This is a genomic window from Paraburkholderia sp. EB58 (assembly GCF_050436665.1).
Lineage (GTDB): Bacteria > Pseudomonadota > Gammaproteobacteria > Burkholderiales > Burkholderiaceae > Paraburkholderia.
The window spans coordinates 402,701-422,305 of the sequence record NZ_JBNDMQ010000001.1 but is presented as its reverse complement, the minus strand read 5'-3'; the positions used below and the strand labels follow the sequence as shown (position 1 = coordinate 422,305).

The window sequence follows — 19,605 nt, the reverse complement described above, 5'->3', positions numbered from 1 at the left end:
CGCGTCCCGGCCGCTGGGCCAATCAAAAGGCGTCTGGCGCTGATCGTTCTGTCCATACGCTCTCTCGCTTACTGGAGAAAATCGTGTCTGCCTTGTTCTGTGTGGCAGGGGGTCATCGCACGCCGGTCGCGGCAACGCCGCAAGAAGAGTCCGGTAACGGTGTAGACGTCGAGCGTCGCGGCACAACGCGGCGGGTGCTGGGGGCCATGGCGCTGTGTGCATTACTGCTATGCGGTTGTGTCGATGTCAGCATGCCCGCCTACCAGCGCCCCGATACGCCGGCGAAGGATTCGTGGTCTAACACAAGCGTGGCCGTATCCGCCGCCGACACGATCGAGCCGGACTGGTGGAAGGGCTTCCAGGACCCATACCTGAATTCGTTGATTGCGAAGGCGACAGCCGGCAATTTCGACATCAAGATCCTCGCCGCACGTATTCAGGTGGCAGGTGCCGAGATCGGCGAGGCACAGGCGGGCGCGCTGCCCACCCTGGACGCAGGCGCAGGCGGCAACTTCCAGAAGAGCACAGGTGTGCCGTTCCAGCAGCAATACATGTTGGGGACCCAGGTCAACTGGGACATCGACATCTGGGGCAAGGTCGAGAAGGGCGTGCAGGCACAGAAGGCCGAGTTTCATGCTACGGAAGCGGATTGGCGCGCCGGTTATCTGGAACTCGTCTCCAACGTCTCCATTACCTATTTCCAGATTCTGCAGTACGACGACCAGATCGCACAGCAGGAGAAGACGCTGGACACCAACCGGCAGATACTCGCCATCTACGACGGCCAAAGCCGCAATGGTCTGATCCCTCAAACTCAGGTCGTGCGCCAGCAGGCCGAGATCAACAGGTTGACGAACGAGTTGCTCGAGCTGCGCCGCTCACGCGATCTCGCGAACAATGCGCTGGCCACGCTGGTCGGCGTGCCGGCGGGCGAGTTTCAGCTACCGGACGGGCATCTGCAGCAACGCGTTCAGCTGCCACCGGTTCCCGCAGGCTTGCCCGCCCAGTTGCTGGCGCGCCGGCCGGACGTCGTGGCCGCGGAATTCCGCGTGCTCGAAGCGTATGACCTGGTCGGTCAGGCGAAGCTTGCGCAACTGCCCACCATCAGTCTGACGGGACACGCCGGCACCGCGAGCTTTGCGCTGTCCTCCCTGCTGAAGGCGTTCACGTATGGCCTGATGCCCAGCATCGACTTTCCGATTTTCGATCCCGGCGTGCGCGCCCACGTGAAGACAAGCAAGGCACAGGGGGACGTCGCCGAGCAGCAATATCGCCGCACGGTGATGGGCGCATTCGAAGAGGTGGAGAACGCGCTCGTCAATCTCGACTCGCATCGCAAGCAACGTGTGGAGCTGCAGCAGGAAGTCTCGCGCCTGCGCCTCGTTGCTGATCAGATCGAAGCACAGTTGAAGGAAGGGGTGGTCTCGCAGCTCGAGGTGTTCGAGACGGAGCGCACGCTGCTCGAAGCGCAACTCGCGCTGCTGGCTAATCATCAGCAGATTCTCTCGGATACCGTTCTGCTCTATAAGGCGCTGGGCGGTGGTTGGCCCGCGGTCGATGTACAGGTCGAAGTAAAGGAAAACTAATGAAATACTCAGGTAACACGCAAGCGACGCGCAAACAACAGCAGCGGCAAACCGATAATTGACTCCCGCGATGCGTGTCTTACAATTCTTTTGTCATCGCCCGTCCGGCGGCTCATCGCGCCAAAACATTGGCGCCGCGCGCTTCGCCGGCCCTTCGCTGCACCATTCGTGGCAGCGGATCAACGCTTCGTGATGAAGATAAATGAATCCCGGCGAGGCTCCGATTGCAGAGTTGAGGGTGACCCACGAACGGGAGTTCGATGTGGTGCTCTCGCCTGTCTCACACCCGGAGCTGGGCGCGATCCGTATCGGCGATAGCCTGTTTGCAGTCGGCCGCGGCGAGTCGCCCTTTGCCGGCTATCCTGGCGAGCTGATCTCCGCGCTTTCGCGCAGACATGCCAGAGTCTTCGTCGAGCACGGGGCCGCTTATATCGCGGATCTCGACAGCAAGAACGGTACGTCCGTCAGCGGCACAGGCGTGCGGCAAACCCCGCACCGCCTGCGTGACGGCGATGAACTATGTTTTGGCGGCACGCTGTGCTATCGCGTTGGCATCGAACCACGTGCGCATGCCGAGGCTTATACCGCACAGTCTGTGACCCTGGTGCTCGTACCCGAGCGCGGCGACCTTGAGCTTCAGCCCATCGAAGTGCGCAGCTTCCCATTTCTTGTCAGCAAGATGGACGAACTGTTCGCGCGCTATAAGACGCGCTTTCCGCATCAGGTCAATTACATTTCGAGGCGTCACGCGCATATCTTTCTGAAGGAGGGTGTTCCCTGCATCGAGGATCTGGGCAGCACGAATGGCACCTTCGTCGCCGGTAAGAGGCTAGACGAATCGGCAGTTTCCCTACATGAAGGCGATGTTCTTGCATTCGGCGGGGATCACTTCGTCTACAAGGTGCAATTGCACAAAGCGTCAGACCTCGAGGCTACTGTGACAGTGATATCCGTTTCCGACCCCGCCAAGTACGAACTGCTCGATACTGACAAAACCACCTTTGTCGGCGCTGCACATTCATTTCTCGAGATCTTTTGCATTGATCAGGTCATGCAGCGCGAGGATGAGGTCAATGAGGCGGTGTCGCCCCGCGTTGTAGACTCGACCGCGCACGACGCCCAACCCCCGCATAGCCGGCACAAGTGGCGCGTATTCGCTGCTGAGCTGATGCGAACGTTTTCGGGCGGCGATCGTGCGGCGATCCGGCGCGGTGCGGGATGGGGCATCGCAGGCGTGCTGCTCGTGCTGGTTGTTTCGATTGCGCTGTATATGAGAGGTGCGTCGCCGCGTGAGGTGAAGGCGCTGCTCACGGAGGGCAACTATTCCAATGCCGTGACGGTGGCGAACCAGGATCTTGAACGTCACCCTTCCGATAGTCAGATGCAGGCGTTGGCGAGCGAAGCGCTGATGAAGGCCACGGTACCCCAATGGCTCGCGGCATTGCGCAGAGGCAATTTCGATCATGCCGCAGCCACGCTAGCGGGTGCCAAGACGTTGGCCGAGCCCAACGCGGACGCAAGGCCGCTCGTCGATGAACTGGCATGGGTGGGTGATCTGGAAAGCTTCGTCGTAGGCAGGGGCGGTCCGCAGGCGCCGATCCGGATGGACGCGGACGAGAATCGCATCACCGATCTGCTCGCGCGCTGGAACGCAGACCCGCAGGCCCATCAACATGCGTTGGACCGGATTTCGTCATACGTGCCTGAGTTCGCCGAGCCGTACGCGCAGGCGATGAGCCATTTGCGTGCTCTACAAAGCGACAATTCCGTATATCTGCCCGCGATTGCGCGATTGAACGCGGCGATCGCCACCGAGCTGCCGCGGGGAAACTTCGACACGCTGCGGGCGATGTTTAGCGACTACGCCGATAAGTACCCACGTCTTGCCGGTCTGGACCAGTTGCGAGCGGATCTTCAGCAGTACGCGGCGCTCGCCGGCGAGGCGCGTGCGCGAAAGCTCGGGCCCCTGCTGGCGCTGATGAAATCCGCTCACTTTGCGACACCGCCATTCCAGCAACAATACCGGCAGTTCGCCGCAACGCAGCTTCCTTCGGATGAGGTGATACGGCAGCACGACCTCGTCGCGGCGGCGTGGCAGCGCGGCGATGGGCAGCAGGCGCTCGCCGGTTTGCAGTCGATGCCGCCTTCGCCATGGTCCGACGTGCTCGCGCAGGAGCAGACGCACAAGCAGGCCGTGCTCGATCAATTCGGCGCGTTGCAAAAGGCGCGCGGCACGAAGAACTACGACGAGCAATTGCTGACGTTCTACGGCGCGCTAGATCCCGTCGATGACGCCTGGTTCGTGCAGGCCATCGGCGCTGACGTGTCCTCGATACGCGACAAGGCGCTGGCGCGCGCGCAGGACTGGCTCACGCGTGCGCTGGCCCTGTGGCGTCAATATCGCGAGAACGGTGCGATCGGCGGTGCCGAGCGGCTCGAGGCCGGCATCTCCGCTACGTTTCGCAGCCAGGCCAGATTGCTGTCGGACGCGCAGTCGAACGCTCAACAGGGGATGCGCATCTATACGCAGTTACACGCAGATCATTCTGGCGACTGGGACAGCCTGCTGGCTTCAATCAACGCCGAGGTCGAATTGCAGCGACGTTCGCTGCAGGAGTTGCGCATGGTACTGGATCCGGACCTGCTGAGGGCCAAGCTTACCCTGATCGGAGGCACGGGCAGTGAAGCGGGAAATTCACCTTAAGCCGCTCTCCGAGGCGCTGGAAGATCACAGCGCCGAAGGTATCGCGATCCTGACTGCAGAGCCAGTGCGGCTTGCGCGCGCGCTCGTGCTCCTTATGGTCGGGCTCGTGATCGCCGGTCTGCTCTGGTCGTTTTTCGGGCGCGCGGACGTGATCGTGAGTGCGCAAGGCGCGCTTGCGCCCGAATCGGAGGTGCGCCGCTTCTACGCGCCCATCGACGGTGAACTTGCGGATCTCTACGTCGCCGAGGGTCAGCCGGTCTCGAAGGGGGACGTGATTGCGCGCCTGAACGCCCGCGGCGCGATTGAGGCGGCGAGCAACGCCTTGCAGGCGCAGCTCAAGCTCGAGGAGGCCGAGCGCGAGTGGCGGGAGTTTCCTGAGAAGAAGGCGCTGATGGAACGCAAGGCTGCGGCGTTGAAGGAACAGATGGAAGTGGAATCCAGTCTGCACCAGAATCGCATGTCCGAGGGGACGACCAAACTCGCTGAAGGACAGCGCGCGCAGCTCGATGAGGCACGCAGCAATCTCGACAACGCGCGGCATGCACGAGATGCGGCGCGCGACGAACAGGATAAGTATGTGCGCCTGTTCTCGCAGCCGGGTGGCGGGGGCGTTGCGGAGCTTCAGGTCGAAGCGAAGAAAAACGCCTATCAGGAGGCGGAAAATGCCTACCGTGTCGCTCAATCTAAGCTCTCCGAACTGGATTTCGAGTTGAGTCACCAATATGCACAGGCGAATGCACAACTCGCGACCAGCGGCGAACAGGCCACCAACCTGCAGCTTCAATACGATTCCGCAGTACGCGATATCGCCACAGCCGAGGACAAGGTGCGGCTGGAACTGGAGAGTGCCCGCCTCGTGGCGGATGCCGCCGCGCGGATTCGCTTCGAGAATATCGACAAGGACAATTTCCTGCTGATTGTGGCGCCCGTGTCGGGCGTCGTCACGGATGTGACTTCCACGCAACCCGGCGACAAGGTTCAGGCCAACACGCCGCTCGGGGCCATCGCGCCGAAGGATGCAAGACCGGTGCTGAAGATCGAGATTGCCGAGCGCGATCGGGCCTTTCTGCACGAAGGCCAGTCGGTCAAGCTGAAGTTCAATGCGTTTCCGTATCAGCGCTATGGGTTGATCAACGGCACCCTGGAATACATCTCGCCGACGACGAAACCCTCCACACAGGACAAGCAGCCCGTCTACGAAGGACGGGTTGCACTCGAACGTAACTACTACCAGGTAGCGGGCAGCCGGTACGCGTTGCGCTATGGGATGACCGCCAATGCCGAAATCGTCGTGCGTGAGCGGCGTCTGATCGATCTCGGCCTCGACCCGTTCAGGCAGCTGGCCGGATGACGCGAGGCAGCACGCAGACCTCAATTCAAGGAGCGGAAGAGATGACCGCGATAGTGCGAATCGATGATGAAGTCGTAGACGTCGCGGAGTTCATACGTCTACTGAAACTGAGCGGACAGTTCGAGAGCCTGATTGAGCAGGTCGTGCGGGAAAAGCTCACGGTTCACGCGGCAAAAAAACACGGCGTGCGCCTGTCCGAGGACGAGATACAGGCGCGCGCCGACCAGTTTCGCCGGGTGCGCGGCCTGCATCGCGCGGCCGACATGAATCACTACCTCGATGCGCTTGGGGTGAGTCTGGACGAGTTCGAGCGCTTCATCACCGATGGCCTGTACCAGGAGAAGATGCTCTCGACCATCGGCGGCCGCGCCGCTGTGGAAGAGTATTTCTCGTTGAACTCGCCGAGGTTCGACGCGATCGAGGTCAGCCATGTCGTGCTGGACAGCGAGGGCAAAGCGCGCGAAATGATCTCGGTGCTGCAGGACGATCCCGACAGCTTCGCCGAGATGGCGCGTGAACATTCAATCGCAGAGACCCGCGAGCGGGGTGGCGTGATTGGCAAGGTGCTGCGCGGCTCGCTCAAGCCCGAGATCGAGGCGAAGATTTTCAATGCCGAAGCAGGCGACCTGCTAGGGCCGTTTGCGTCACCCGACGGCTCCTGCTATGAGATTTTCGCGGTGACCGCGAAGTATCCGGCCACCCTCGATGAGGACGTCGAGGCCGAGATCCAGCGTCTGTTGCGCGAAGAGTGGCTCATGTCGCGGGCGCAGGAACATGTGATCGAAGTGCGTTAGACCCTGCGCTGGTAACGTCGAGGTTCGCAAGCATATGGATGCACCACAGACAGCTTCGCCCGCGGTCGACTTCCTGTCGACGGTCGAGATTTTGTCGCCGTTTTCGCGCGACGAACTCGAACGGCTGGCCGCGCATGCCGAGTCCCGGCATTTCGCGTTCGGCGAAACCGTATGCAATGCCGGCGAACCCGCGGACGGACTGTTTGTGATCAAGTCCGGGTCGGTGCGCATCTTTACCGAAGAACGGGGCAAAGAAATCAGCATGGGGGTGCGCAAGACGGGCGAGATCTTTGCCGACATCGCGATGCTGCGCAACTATCTGCACGAGTCGTCGGTGCGCGCATCGGCGAAGACCGAGTTGCTGTTTATCCCACGTACCGCAATCGAACCGGTGATAGCCGGCAACCCTGACGCGCTGGCGTTCGTGACGAGCTACGTCGCAATCAGTTCGGCGGGAGGTTTTGTCACCCAACTGCTCGATCTGCGCAGCAAACTGAACAAGGTTGAACTCGAAGAGTGCGTGCGCAGCGTCGGTGCAAAACGGATGAGTGCGGAGAAGGAGATCCTCAGGCAGGGTGCACGGGAGGATCGCCGGCTCTACGTAGTCCGGCAAGGTGAGGTGCGCATTGTGCGGCACGAGGAGGGCAGCGATTACGTGCTGGCAACCTTGCGGCAAGGCGAGATCTTCGGCGAGAAGGCCTGTTTGCTGCGTCAGGAGCAGATGGTATCGGTCATTGCGAACACCGAGACACGGCTTCTTGTGATCCCCGAGAAGACGGTGCACTTCATTCTGGAGCGCAATCCGAAACTGCGCGAGGCGCTCGAAGAACGGATCCGCTTTGCCGAACGGGAACTGGAAAGGCAAAAGCGCATAGAGCAAAGACGCAAGCACCCAGTGGTGCTCGACCTGCATACGAAACCCGAGTCCGGCGAAAAGGTCATCCGGCGTTTTCCGCTCGTCGAGCAGGCCGAGGAGATGGATTGTGGCGCGGCCTGTCTCGCGATGATCTGCAGGCACTACGGCATCTCGATGACGCTTGGCAAGCTGCGCGACCTGTGCAACGTGACGACCATGGGCGCGACGCTGGACAGTCTGGCCCGCGCCGGCGAATCGCTCGGCTTCACAACGCGCGGCGTGCAGTGCATCTATGAGTCGCTACGCGGCTTCGAGTTGCCCTTTATCGTGCACTGGGAGGGGTACCACTACATCATCGTATACGGCACCTCGAAGGACTGGGTGTGGATAGCCGACCCGGCGCTCGGCTTCCGGAAGCTGAGTGTGGAGGACTTCGAACGAGGCTGGAGCGGAACGTGCCTGCTGTTTACGTCCGGACCGAACCTGGCGCAGATGGCCGCGTCGCGCTCGCCGTGGATCCGCTTTGTTGGATATCTGACGCCGTACCGAAAAATTCTTGCGCACCTCTTTCTGGCGACCTTCGTGATCCAGGTGCTCGGTGTGATTCCACCGCTCATCATCCAGAACATTCTCGACGGTGTCATCGTGCACCAGAACGTCAGCCTGCTCGAATTGCTGATTACCGGGCTGATTGTCGCCTATGTATTTTCGCAACTGATGTCGACAGTGCGCGCCTATCTGGCGAATTTCATGGTGCGCAACATGGACTTCGCGATGATGTCGCAGTTCTTCAGGCATACGATGTCGTTGCCGTTTTCCTTCTTCGCCAGCCGCAAAACCGGCGATATCTTCGCGCGCTTTCAGGAGAACCAGACCATTCGCGCGTTCCTGACCGAATCGACGGTGACGACCGCGCTGAATCTGCTGATGGTGTTTATCTACTTCACGATCATGTTCGTGTACAACGTGAAGATGACGCTGGTTCTGATTGGTTTCGTGATTCCAATCGTTGCGCTGACCGCGCTCGCTACGCCGAAGATCAAGCGTTATGCGCGTGAGGTGTTCTCCGCGTCGACGGATTCCAAAGCGTTCCTGATGGAAGCGCTTGCCGGGGTCGAGACGATCAAGGGCATGGGCATGGAGCGTCCGGTTCGCCTCAGGTGGGAAAAGAAGTACGCGAAGGCGCTCGAAGTGCAGTACCGCTCGCAGGCGTTCAACATTCTGGTCGGCCTCGGCAGCCAGTTGCTGAATGCGGCGACCACCATCGCGATCCTGTGGGTGGGCGCGAATCTCGTTCTCGCGCGTGAATTGACCATCGGCCAACTGATCGCCTTCAACGCGTTCATGGGCAGCGTGCTGGGTCCGCTGATGGGTCTGGTCAGCTTGTGGAGCATGCTCAACGACGCGGGCGTCGCGATGGAGCGGCTGGGCGATGTACTCGACATCGAGCCTGAACAGAAACCGGAAGATCTGGCCGCGCGCGTGATTCTGCCGGACCTGCAGGGCGAGATCAGCTTGAGCGGTGTGTATTTCCGCTACGGTGGCAGCGAAAACGAATATGTGCTCGAGAACATCAGCTTCGATATCAAGCCGGGCGAACTCGTAGCGATCGTCGGTCGCAGCGGCTCCGGCAAGACGACGCTCGCCAAGCTGCTGGTTGGTTTTTACGGCCCCAACGAGGGCAAGATGACGGTCGACGGCTACGACCTCAATGTGATCGACAAGGCGTGTTATCGCACGCAGATCGGCTACGTGATGCAAACCAATCTGCTGTTTTCGGGCACTATCGCGGACAACATCGCAAGTGGCGACGATGCGCCGGACCGGCGTCGCATCGAAGAGGTCGCAAAGATGGCGGACGCGCACGCCTTCATCAGCAAGATGCCGCTCGGTTACGAGCAGGTGGTGGGCGAGCGCGGAATTGGACTCTCAGGCGGCCAGATCCAGCGCTTGTGCATTGCGCGGGCGCTGTACCACGACCCGAAGCTGCTGGTGTTCGACGAAGCAACCTCGGCGCTCGATACGCAGTCCGAAAGCAATATTCTCGGCAATATGCACGACATTCTGAAAGGGCGTACCGCGGTGATCATCGCGCACCGCCTGAGTACGATCATGCGCGCAGACAAGATTCTCGTGCTGTACGAAGGCGCTATCGTCGAACAGGGACGTCACGAGGAACTGGTTCAGCGCAAGGGGATGTACTACCAGCTCGTACAGAAACAGCTGAGTGCCGGATGAAGATACTTGATCAGGCTGAGGACCCGAGCCCCGCCATCTCTTACGCCGGATTAATCGAGAAGATCGAAATCCTGCGTTCCATGCTGCGCTGGGCGTCGAAGCTCGAGCGCGCCGACATCGAAAAAGTGCTCAGGCAGGCGAGCGCGCTGCGCGATGAGGTGATGCAACTGTCGCACAAGGAGCGTTTCGTGCAGGCGGTGGCGGAGCCGGCGCGTGTCGAGCAGTCACGGGGTGCGCGACGCGAGGCGTTGCTGGCGCGCAGCTTCATTTTCGAGGGGACATTCGGCGACAATCCGCAACTGCTCGAATCACTCGAAATCGCCGAGAAGGCTGCACCTACTGACTTGCCGGTGCTGGTCGACGGTGAAAGCGGTACCGGCAAGGAACTGATGGCGAAGGTGATTCACGCCAACGGCAGCCGCGCGGACAAGCCGTTTATCTCGGTCAATTGCGGTGCGATTCCTGAGAACCTGTTGGAGTCGGAGCTGTTCGGTCACAGGAAGGGGGCGTTCACCGGCGCATCGGGCGATCGCAAGGGCAAGTTCGAAAGTGCGCACATGGGGACGATTTTCCTCGACGAGATCGGCGAGCTGCCGCTCGCGGGCCAGGTCAAGCTGTTGCGCGTGCTGGAAGCGCATGAAATCCAACGGGTGGGTTCGGACGAGACGATTGCGGTCGACACGCGAATCGTGGCGGCGACTAACCGTAACCTGCGGCGCCTGAGCGAAGAGGGCAAGTTTCGCGAGGACCTGTTTTACCGGCTTAGCGTGATACACATTACCTTGCCGCCCCTGCGCGAACGGCGCGATGAGATTCCGCTCCTGCTTGCGTACTTCGGCGACGAAGCGGCCGGCATCCTGAAGCGCCGTCCGGTTCGATTGACACCGCGTTTGCGCGATTTCCTGCTGACCTATCCCTATCCCGGCAACATCCGCGAACTGCGCAACGTCATCTACCGGATCTCGTGCCTCGCGGGCGATACCGCGGATATCGAGCACTTGCCGGTGGATGTGCGGCCTAGTTCGGCGTCCCCAGCAGCCGCACCTGTTGTGAGCGTGGTGTCGAACCTGATGTCGCTCGGCGACGCCAAACGTGCGGCCAGCGACGAGGCCGAGAAGGTGTTTCTCGAACGCGGTCTTCAGGAAGTGGGCGGCACCGTCGCCGAACTGGCGCGGCGTGTCGACATGAACCGGTCGCACCTGCAGATGCTGCTCAAGAAACATGGACTGCATTCAAAAGACTTCCGTCATCGCAACGGGCAGCCACGCGACAAGGAGCCCGACAACGGCTGATGCCGGTTGCAAGGCTAGGGCGCCGGATTCAGGAGGGTTTTGTCCGTGGCGTAGGTGTCTTCGGCACGGATCACGACAGCAGTGATGTTGTCGCGGCCACCTCGCGCGAGAGCAGCTTCGATCAATGCGTTACAGGCCACGTCACAATCGGCCACGGTCAGCGCAACCTGCATTTCCTGCGCACTGAGTTCGTTGCTCAGCCCGTCGCTGCACAACAGGAACACGTCACCGTCGGCCACTGCCATCGTATTGCTGTCGAGTTCAAGCTGATCGGTGGCGCCCACCGCGCGGGTAATCAGGTGCTGGGCCGGATGATTGATCGCTTCCTCTTCGGTCAGAAGGCCAAGCGCCTTGAGCTCCTCAACCTGGCTGTGATCCCGCGTCAGCTGCTGCAGGTGCCCCTGGCGGCACAGATACAGTCGGCTGTCGCCCGCCCACAGATAGCCGCAGTAGCTATCGCATGCGAATAGCGCAACGACTGTGCTGCCGATTACGGATACCTGCCGCCTTGCGGCTTCGTCCCTAAGCCGTTGATTGACACTCAGCAGACGTTCGCTAGCGTCCGCGAGGCAGCGGGCAAGGTTATCGGGCGCAGATGGGCGGCTGAGCGCATCGACAATCAAGCCGCTCGCGAGATCACCGACGGAATGGCCTCCCATGCCGTCGGCGACTGCCCAGCAAGCCCGTTCGGGCTGCTGGAGACAGGCGTCTTCATTGTGCTCGCGCACGCGGCCCACATCTGAGCGGGCCGACGATACCCATCTGAATTGGCTGGCACAGGTCACGGTATTTACGCCGCATGGTTCGTGCTGCGTTCGTCGGGGGAAGCGTTGATGTTTGCGTTCGTTCCGGTGTTGTTGACATTGATCGACTGGAACTGGTTGATCATCTGTCCAGCATAGAAGTTGTTCGTGATCTGGTACAGGTTGGCGACAGCCGGACCCACGCTGGACACGGGAGGTGTGTACGGCACCATCCAGCCGTACAGCCAGCCGGCGCCGTCGCCGCCGCGGATCTTCGCCATTGCCTTGTGGTCAAGCGCAAAGCTGTCTGGAAGGTCGTGAATCGTAATGGAAGCCATGTCGAGTCTCCGGAAGGGTCGCGCTGAGTCGCGACCGCGGGTCACGGGGTTGATGGCCGATACGTTGCAATTAACGTGCTAGCTTCGCGGTGCCGCGGGCCCTTTCCTGTAAGCCTTTGATTGAGCGGGAGTTATTCGCTCGGGCCGGCCCGGGGCGGAGCACCTGGCGAAGCGGAATGTGGGAACTTCGCCAACACTAGCGGCAGCACCTGGGTTGGCGACCCAACACATCGGGGCCGACGCGGCGGCATGCTTCGGGCTCCTGATGTGCCGGGCAGCCTCCGACAGTTCCAAGCGGAAAGTGTTGGCCATCCGCTGACACAGGGACACCCGTTGTTTTCGAACGTTTGCCGATTATTTAGGGAAATCAATGACTTGGACGCGCTGGTCCGGTTGATGCAATACAGCTCGCAACAGTGTTGGATATGTGCCCCAAGCGGCGCTTCCATGAACCCGGAACACAGAGGCGAGCCATGAACAGCAAACAACAAGAAGTCCGTATTGAACGGCAACGCGCAATGCGTGGCGCGGCTGGTGCCCCGTCTGATATTCCGTTCACGGACGAACACGACGTGCCACTCGGTGCGCATCTCGTGACGAGCCGTTGTGGCTACGAACACCACGGCATCTACGCAGGCGCAGGCAAGGTCGTTCACTATGCCGGATTTGCCGAGGGGCACTGCCGCGGTCCTGTTGTCGAAGTCACGCTGGACTGCTTTGCCGCCGGTAACGCGATTGCCATCCGCCTTCATCCCTGTGCGCAGTACATGGGCACCGAAGCCGTACAGCGGGCTCGTTCGCGTCTGGGCGAAAACCGCTATCGCCTGTTGACGAACAATTGCGAGCATTTCTGCGCGTGGTGCCTGTCCGGCGAGAGTCGCAGCCAGCAGGTCGAGACTTGCCTCGCGCATCCGCATGCAGGGCTGCGTGTGTTGATGCGTCTGTTCAAGGCGCTTGTCGCAGCGGAATTGAAGGGCGCGTATGCGGGTGCTCGTATCGCCTGATCGCGTTTTGCGAAAGTAAGGCTGCAAACCATTTGAGGCCCGAGGGCCTGAAGTTTCGAAGGAGAAGGACATGTATGCCGCGGAAAAGTCTTTGCATTGGATCGTCGACAAGTGGCTCGCACCAACTCCGGCGATGCCGGCACGCGTTACCCGCATTTGCCGGACGGCTGCGCGTCGCGGATGCGCGGTGTGCGTCGAGACGTCGCGCCCGAGTGGCGTACTCTCGATCGTCTTCTTCCGTCATGACGACGGTTCATGGAACGTGTTTCCCCCAGCGGCCGAGCGGCCCGCGATGAACGGGTACCGGCGGGCTGCATGACGACGTGCAGCACGCTCGCGGCGGAAATATGCGGTGGATCACATTACGCGAGGTTAGGGGAATGGCTTACAAATCGCCAAATTAGTAAGCCTGAATAATATCTGTACTTATGACGATAGTGTTATATAAAAGGTGCTGAGACATGACATCTTCCTCCGTTATCCAGAAGGTTTTCAGCAGCTACTGATGTCGTGCCTGATTCAAGTAAGCGACAGAGCGTATCTCACGACCAGGCCGAAATTGCGTCGGCGTGGGCTCGCCCAGACACAGCGCTTCGCTCGGCGCGTGCTTAACGTTTTACGTTGCGCGTCGCGTCTATCAGGCCTCCATCATGCAAACAAAGCGTCTCAGCTTGACGCAGATCGTGGTTGCGACCTCGATCGGCAATGTCCTTGAGTGGTACGACATTTTCGTATTCGCATCCTTTGCCGTCTTCATTGCGAAGAGCTTCTTCCCGATGACCAGCGAAACCGCGTCGATGCTTTTGACGTTTGGTTCGTTCGGCGCATCTTATCTGGTGCGCCCGCTAGGTGGCATGATTATCGGCGCATACGCGGACCGGCGCGGTCGCAGGTCCGCGTTGCTACTCACGGTCGGAATGATGATGGTGGGTACGGCGATCATCGCGCTAATTCCCACCTATTCAAAGATCGGGCTCGTTGCACCCATCGGCATCTTCGCTGCGAGACTGATTCAGGGCTTTTCGGCCGGCGGTGAGTTTGGTGCTTCAACAGCGATGCTTATTGAACAGACACCGCATCGCAGTGGGTTCCTCTCGAGTTGGCAGTTTGCGACCCAAGGTCTCGCTTTGGTGCTCGCTTCCGTCTTCGGCTTCGCGCTCACCGCGTTTGCTACGCCCGCCCAACTGGCGTCCTGGGGATGGCGCCTGCCTTTCTTTTTCGGGCTTTTAATTGGTCCGGTCGGTTTGTACCTTCGCCGCTTCGTTGAGGACGGACCGGTCTATCTAAAAGCCGAACACACCAGGACTCCTATCCGTGACGTCTTTCGCAGGCAGAAGTCGATGTTATTGGTTTCGATCGGAGCATTGACCCTATCGACTGCCGTTAACCATCTACTATAGTATGTGCCAACGTTCACGATGCGCGAACTGCACCTGAACGCATCGACAGGCTTCGCCGCGAGCGCTTTGGCCGGAGCAGTGCTGACGGTGGTCACGCCCTTCGCCGGCCACTTGTCGGACCGGATTGGGCGCCTTAGACAGATGTCGTGGGCAGCGGTGTTATGTCTCATCACCGGGTACCCGACCTCCGCATATGTTGTCTCGCATGTCTCAGTGGTCGCGCTATTCGCGCTGGTCGGTTGGCTCGGGCTGCTAAAAGCCATTTACTTTGGGCCATTGGCTGCCCTGATGGCAGAAAGCTTTCCGGTTTCGACTCGCGCTACGGGGATGTCAATTGCCTATAACGTGGGGGTGGCCGTCTTCGGCGGATTTACGCCCGCCATCGTTATCTGGCTAATCAGTGCAACCGGTAGCAAGGCAGCACCCAGCTTTTACCTGATGTTCACGGCGATTGTTAGTCTTGCGGCGTTGGCTGCTATCAGTAAAGTTCGGCTGCCTTCGCATGAAGCGAGCGTGGTGGCCTGAGTCAGGTCATAGGCGGCGAGGCGCGGGTCGGCTCCCGGTTGACGGGCAGCAACGCCGGACAAACCCCAGTTTGCAAGCTTTCTTGCAGTTGTGATTCCGGGCGAACGTTACTCTTGCCTCAAGAAACGGAAAAGGAGCGCCGAGACAACCCGAACGCCGCCTGGTGCGCTGTTCACCCATGCGCGCCGCACACGCCCCACCTTTAGCTACGAACGCCACCATGTCAGACATTGTCACACTACCGAGCACACGCTCGTCAACCGATCTGGAAACGGTGTATCAGAAGGTGACTCGAAGAGTTGTTCCCTTGCTCTTTGTCTGTTATCTGCTGGCCTACCTCGATCGTATCAACATCGGCTACGCCCAGTTACAGATGAGATCCGAGCTTAATTTTTCGGACGCCGTATACGGTTTGGGCGCCAGCATGTTTTTTGTTGGATACGTGCTGTTCGAAGTGCCAAGTAACGTGATCCTGAAGAAAATCGGAGCACGTAAAACGATGCTTCGCATCATGTTGTGCTGGGGAGCCGTCTCCATGAGCACCATGTTCGTTGCGAGTCCGCTTGAATTCTATGTGGCGAGGTTTTTCCTTGGCGTTTTCGAAGCAGGATTCTTCCCCGGTATTCTGTTTTACCCGACGCTATGGTTTCCGGCTGACCGCCGGGCTCGCATTGTCGCTTTCTTTATGGCCGCCACAGTCGCGGCGGGAATGATCTCGGGTCCAGTTTCGGGCTACATTCTGCAAAACATGAACGGCGTTCATGGCTTGCAAGGGTGGCAATGGATGTTTCTGCTAGAGGGCTTCCCGAGTGTTCTTTTGGGCATCGTTTCGTATCTATCGCTGGACGATGGGCCATCAGATGCGAGATGGCTCTCCACCGCGGAGAAACATGCGATTACGCGAGATCTCGCGGAGGGATCGCGCGACGTTCCAGAGGAGAGCGTTTCGCACCGTGAAGCGTTTCGCAGCATGGCAGTCTATAGGCTCTCGGCACTCTATTTCTCGATGAGTTGCGCCGCTTATGCACTGAGCTTCTGGATGCCGTCGTTGATTGAGCGGGCCGGAACTGTCGGCATGCAACGAATCGGCTCAATCTCTATCATTCCCTATGCGTGCGGAGTATTGGCGATGATTGGGTACAGTCGCCACTCCGACAGGACGCGAGAACGTCGATGGCACTTCGCGTTCGCCGTGCTGCTTGGTGCCGTAGCGCTCGCTCTGTGCAACTGGACGGAAGGAATGCTGTGGACGTCTGTCGCACTTATTTCCGTTTCCCTGGCTGCGGTGATCTCTTCGCTCCCAGTCTTCTGGGCGGTCGCGACTTCGGTGCTTCGCAAGGAGTCGGCGGCGGTCGGTATCGCAATCATTACGAGCTTGGGCGGTGTTGCCGGAATCATCTGTCCGTACGCAATCGGTCTAATCAAGACGTCAACAGGAAGCCTCAATTACGGACTCTACTGCTGCTCAGGAATCCTGGTAGTGTCCAGCGCTGTGATGCTTCGGATGAAAACTGACTCACCCAGATAAGAGCGCTTCGCCCGGTGAGATCCGATATTTCCCGGGCGAACCAGCCTAGGAATCCGAAGGCGTGCGAGAGTGTTCGTCAGTCGTCCTTCTGGAACGTCAGTAAAGTCTCTCTTGAAAGTATCTGTATGCGGCCGTAGTGAAGGGTAATGGCGCGCAAAAAAACACGGAAAACGGAAGATACTTTGCAGTCTGCAAATAGGCGTTTTTGTATTCTGTTGTCAAGTTGACCGCAAGCGCGACCGCGTTGTGCTTGTCTGATTCTTTCTGAGTGCGAGCTCCACAATTCCAAGGAGCCAACATCATGCAAATACCATCGTTGAAAAACACCGTTAGCGCCGACGAGTGGCAACTCCGCTGCGACCTCGCAGCATGTTATCGACTTGTGGCGCTTCACGGCTGGACCGATCTGATCTTCACATGCATCAGCGCGCGGATGCCAGGGCCTGACCATCGATTTCTGATCAATCCGTACGGGCTGATGTTTGACGAAATAACCGCCTCGTCGCTCATCATGGTCGACACCGAAGGCAACCGACTGTCGAATTCGGAGTTTGAGGTGAACCGCGCGGGTTTCGTCATCCATAGCGCGATTCACTCCGCACGCGAGGATGTGCAGTGTGTACTGCACACACATACTCGCGCAGGCGTAGCGGTCAGCGCGCAGAAGGGCGGTTTGTTGCCGATTTCCCAGCAGTCAACTTTCGTGCTTGACTCGCTCGGTTATCACGATTACGAGGGTGTAGCGCTGCGAGATGAAGAAAAGCCGCGTCTGCAGGAAGACATTGGCAGTGCAAACTACCTGATGCTCAGGAACCATGGTCTGCTGACGGTTGGCCAGACCGTTGCGGACGCTTTCCTTCATATGTACCTCTTCGAAACCTCATGTCAGATCCAGTTGTCGGCGCAGACGGGGGGAGACCTGATGCATGTAGACCGGGAAATTCTGGCTGGCGCGGCGTCGGCTGCGCATGCTCAGACGGGTGGCACTGGAGGTTCGTTTGTATGGCCGGCGCTGATCCGCAAACTCGACCGTATTGACGACAGTTACCGTTCGTAGGCGAAGCGGTCGTGGACGGACACGACCTATCGTTTCGAGAAGGGGGCAGATCTTCCCTTTCTCATTTCTCCCCCGTGTAGCCAAATGTGTGTTGGAACAGCGAGACATGACACAAAGTACAGACGCACGGAAATCCAAGGGAAAGTACTTTACCCACCGCGGCCAGAATATCTTCTGGCGCGAAGAGGGCCGGGCGGATGCGCCGACTCTACTTTTGATCCACGGCTTTCCCACGGCCTCGTGGGACTGGGAGCCCGTTTGGGCGGACCTGCTCAAGCGTTATAGATTGCTTACCCTTGATATGATCGGCTTCGGGTACTCAGACAAGCCGCGTGATTACACGTACTCGATCATGGACCAGGCCGACATTTACGACGAGCTTCTGGCGTTGCGCGGCGTCAGCAGTTTTCATATTCTGGCGCATGACTATGGTGATACGGTAGCGCAGGAGCTAATTGCTCGGGATTTCGCACGATCCGATCGGCCGGAACTCAGGAGTGTATGTTTTCTCAATGGCGGCCTCTTTCCTGAGACGCATAGACGGGTGCGGCTTCAGTCGCTTTTGCTTTCGCCGATTGGGCCGCTTGTGTCGTTGCTGACGAACAGGAAAAAGCTCTCTCAGAACATGAGTGCTGTGTTCGGGAAGGAGTATCCGCTGGATAGTGAAACTCTCGATTCTATGTGGGATATGTTGCGTCTGCAGCATGGCGAGCGAATCATGCATAAGCTGATTCATTACATTCCGGAACGCGTTGAGCATCGGGATCGGTGGGTGGGTGGGCTTCAGAAGACGGGAGTTCCGCTCAAGCTGATTGTTGGTTCGGTTGACCCCATCTCTGGTAGTCATATGGCCAACCGGTATCGCGAAGTGGTGCCGCGCCCGGATGTTTCGGAGTTGGCCGGTGTGGGGCACTATCCGCAAGTTCAGGCGCCAGGTGCGGTGATGAGTAGTTACCTGGAGTTCCGGGATCGGGTGGCGAGGGTGTGTTTGTGAGGTTGCTAGCTAGCGGGGCGGAGGGGGCGAACGGGGTGGGGTTGCTGAGCTTTGAAATATCGACCACGGATATTTGTTGCACCACGAGCCTCGGAAAGAGTTTGGGCGGGGCTGCTTTTCGGCCTGAGCCGTCGTTGGGATGAGCTGGATTCTACGTCAGCAATGCGGCGTATTGCTGACGGCGACAGGGTTGAGCACGCGGACGGCAGCTTTCTGCATTGGTGAACTCGCACTCTCGACCCACTTCGGTCATACGCGACTGCGCCGGCACGACGACCGCTCACAAGCTACAACGGACCTCCGTACTGTCACGTCGGCTGCCTCATACTCGGCCGTGGCGCCCACGCTCGCACGCCCCCCTTCCTGGTGCCGCCGAGCGGCCGCTTTCGATTGGTTACGAATACCACTCAACCCAGTTCACACACGCAAGGTTGACCGTGGGATCATTGGCCATTTTGACATTGGTAGTCAGCCATAGATGTCACATTCCCTGGCGGTGCAGCCTGTGACGATTCCTCTTGCGTAGCCTGATCGACTTCACGAAGTGCCGTCAATTTATTTAGATTCGCGTACCCGCTCTTGCGTCGACAACCATTTAGCGTGTTCTTGTGATATCAGTCCCTCGATGCGGTCGGCGAGCACTGCCAGCGGGAGCTCGGCATGAACGTACGGGCCGGCAAGCGCGAGAAATGCATATTTTTCGTGTTTCAGCGCTTCACAGGTTGAGCGATACGTCGTCCAAATTTGCTGGTATTGGTTCAATTGCTGGACGCCCTCGAAAATCAACACGCACACTCCGAGCACCGCAGTGATCCTATTTGGGTTCGGAATATCGAAAATCGTGACTAGCGGGATCAAGGCTGCCGTGACGATCTGTGCAAACTTCAATAACTTGTATGCACTCCGCGCGCGCGCGCTTCGCGTGTCATACCAGTCGATCTGATCGTCCAAGCGTTCTAAGGTCGTATTGCGTTCCTTATCCATCGCCTACCCCATAATTTGACTGAATCGGAATTTGGCCGCCCCCGTGACTTAGAGCCCGTCGTTCATCTGAACTTATTTCAGGAACGTCGAGCGTTCCACTCCCCGGCGGATCATGAAGGCTCCGCATATAACACCAGACAAGGTGGAACGGGCGCAGCACAGCTGATTGCATGACTTGACCCTGGCCATGCGCCTTATGGGGTGGCCGAGC

Annotated in this window: 14 protein-coding genes and 1 pseudogene; 12 read left to right on the top strand and 3 right to left on the bottom strand. The window is 59.2% G+C overall.

What is annotated here, in order from left to right:
• Positions 1–206 precede the first annotated feature (206 nt).
• From P3T40_RS01940 to P3T40_RS01915, 6 genes are all read left to right on the top strand, one after another.
• A complete protein-coding gene (locus tag P3T40_RS01940; protein WP_429266126.1) occupies positions 207–1,586 on the top strand; it encodes an efflux transporter outer membrane subunit in 1,380 nt (459 codons plus the stop codon).
• Positions 1,587–1,788: 202 nt separating this feature from the next.
• Entirely contained in the window at positions 1,789–4,290 is a 2,502-nt protein-coding gene (locus P3T40_RS01935; RefSeq protein WP_429265979.1) for an FHA domain-containing protein, read from the top strand.
• The gene (locus tag P3T40_RS01930) at positions 4,268–5,641 is read left to right on the top strand and encodes an HlyD family efflux transporter periplasmic adaptor subunit (protein ID WP_429265978.1); all 1,374 of its coding nucleotides are present in this window, start codon (positions 4,268–4,270) and stop codon (positions 5,639–5,641) included. The genes P3T40_RS01935 and P3T40_RS01930 overlap by 23 nt, the downstream gene beginning before the upstream one ends.
• A gap of 41 nt (positions 5,642–5,682) precedes the next feature.
• Positions 5,683–6,435, top strand: a complete 753-nt coding sequence (locus P3T40_RS01925) for a peptidylprolyl isomerase (RefSeq protein ID WP_429265977.1) — start codon at positions 5,683–5,685, stop codon at positions 6,433–6,435.
• Positions 6,436–6,469: 34 nt separating this feature from the next.
• Entirely contained in the window at positions 6,470–9,529 is a 3,060-nt protein-coding gene (locus tag P3T40_RS01920) for a peptidase domain-containing ABC transporter (protein ID WP_429265976.1), read from the top strand.
• Positions 9,526–10,821 (top strand): sigma-54 interaction domain-containing protein, encoded by a 1,296-nt coding sequence (locus P3T40_RS01915; RefSeq protein WP_429265975.1) that lies wholly within the window; start codon positions 9,526–9,528, stop codon positions 10,819–10,821. The genes P3T40_RS01920 and P3T40_RS01915 overlap by 4 nt, the downstream gene beginning before the upstream one ends.
• A gap of 14 nt (positions 10,822–10,835) precedes the next feature.
• Here P3T40_RS01915 and P3T40_RS01910 read toward each other — a convergent pair whose 3' ends face one another.
• Together P3T40_RS01910 and P3T40_RS01905 are read right to left on the bottom strand one after the other, a co-directional pair.
• Positions 10,836–11,606 (bottom strand): PP2C family protein-serine/threonine phosphatase, encoded by a 771-nt coding sequence (locus P3T40_RS01910; RefSeq protein ID WP_429265974.1) that lies wholly within the window; start codon positions 11,604–11,606, stop codon positions 10,836–10,838.
• Between the two features lie 5 nt (positions 11,607–11,611).
• On the bottom strand, positions 11,612–11,902 hold the full coding sequence (locus P3T40_RS01905) for a hypothetical protein (RefSeq protein WP_429265973.1): 291 nt from the start codon (positions 11,900–11,902) through the stop codon (positions 11,612–11,614).
• Between the two features lie 473 nt (positions 11,903–12,375).
• On the opposite strand from P3T40_RS01905, the gene P3T40_RS01900 reads away from it, so the two are divergent.
• From P3T40_RS01900 to P3T40_RS01875, 6 genes and pseudogenes are all read left to right on the top strand, one after another.
• On the top strand, positions 12,376–12,906 hold the full coding sequence (locus P3T40_RS01900; protein ID WP_429265972.1) for a lecithin retinol acyltransferase family protein: 531 nt from the start codon (positions 12,376–12,378) through the stop codon (positions 12,904–12,906).
• Between the two features lie 70 nt (positions 12,907–12,976).
• Positions 12,977–13,225 (top strand): hypothetical protein, encoded by a 249-nt coding sequence (locus P3T40_RS01895; RefSeq protein ID WP_429265971.1) that lies wholly within the window; start codon positions 12,977–12,979, stop codon positions 13,223–13,225.
• Between the two features lie 331 nt (positions 13,226–13,556).
• Positions 13,557–14,831, top strand: a pseudogene (locus P3T40_RS01890) (MFS transporter).
• Positions 14,832–15,051: 220 nt separating this feature from the next.
• Positions 15,052–16,359 carry an MFS transporter gene (locus P3T40_RS01885; RefSeq protein WP_429265970.1) on the top strand — a complete coding sequence of 436 codons (1,308 nt, stop codon included), beginning with the start codon at positions 15,052–15,054 and terminating at the stop codon, positions 16,357–16,359.
• Positions 16,360–16,660: 301 nt separating this feature from the next.
• The gene (locus P3T40_RS01880) at positions 16,661–17,416 is read left to right on the top strand and encodes a class II aldolase/adducin family protein (RefSeq protein ID WP_429265969.1); all 756 of its coding nucleotides are present in this window, start codon (positions 16,661–16,663) and stop codon (positions 17,414–17,416) included.
• A gap of 106 nt (positions 17,417–17,522) precedes the next feature.
• The gene (locus P3T40_RS01875) at positions 17,523–18,410 is read left to right on the top strand and encodes an alpha/beta fold hydrolase (protein ID WP_429265968.1); all 888 of its coding nucleotides are present in this window, start codon (positions 17,523–17,525) and stop codon (positions 18,408–18,410) included.
• 555 nt (positions 18,411–18,965) lie between these two features.
• Here P3T40_RS01875 and P3T40_RS01870 read toward each other — a convergent pair.
• Positions 18,966–19,394, bottom strand: coding sequence for a DUF4231 domain-containing protein (locus P3T40_RS01870; protein ID WP_429265967.1), 429 nt, complete (start codon positions 19,392–19,394; stop codon positions 18,966–18,968).
• Between the last annotated feature and the right edge of the window lie 211 nt (positions 19,395–19,605).